Genomic DNA, 389 nt, shown 5'->3' with positions numbered 1-389 from the left:
CTTTCACAGACGTCCGTCCACTATCATCGGCGCAAAGGCGTTTCACGTTCCTGTTCGGGATGGGAAGGAGTGGGACCACCTCGCTATGGTCGTCAGGCGTAACTTGTTGACGGGCTGTGCTTTTGAGGGCGCAACCGGTCCAATCTTGGAAGAAGCAGCAACGTGTCGTATATCGATCGACTCACGCATGTTGTATCAACGGCGCGAGGATGAGTACAGGACAAAAAATTCGGGTTGTGTATAACAGTCGCTGTACAACAATCGTTGTAGAGCGTTATTTATTTGAACGACACTGAACACTATAAGTTCTGACCGGTTTAACCAATCAGGGTTATAGGATCAAGCCGCACGGGCAATTAGTATCAGTTAGCTTAATGCATTACTGCACT

At 48.3% G+C, this 389-nt stretch carries 1 rRNA gene; it reads right to left on the bottom strand.

Going from position 1 to position 389, the window contains the following annotated elements:
• Window positions 1-97, bottom strand: a 5S ribosomal RNA gene (gene rrf, locus EYW45_RS00075); the annotation flags it as partial.
• Window positions 98-389 lie beyond the last annotated feature (292 nt).

Origin of the sequence: Schauerella aestuarii, assembly GCF_009866805.1 — a bacterium.
In the GTDB taxonomy this organism is placed as follows: Bacteria; Pseudomonadota; Gammaproteobacteria; order Burkholderiales; family Burkholderiaceae_B; genus Schauerella; species Schauerella aestuarii.
The sequence above is the reverse complement of the archived record's forward strand: the minus strand, read 5'-3'. Positions and strand labels throughout refer to the sequence as shown.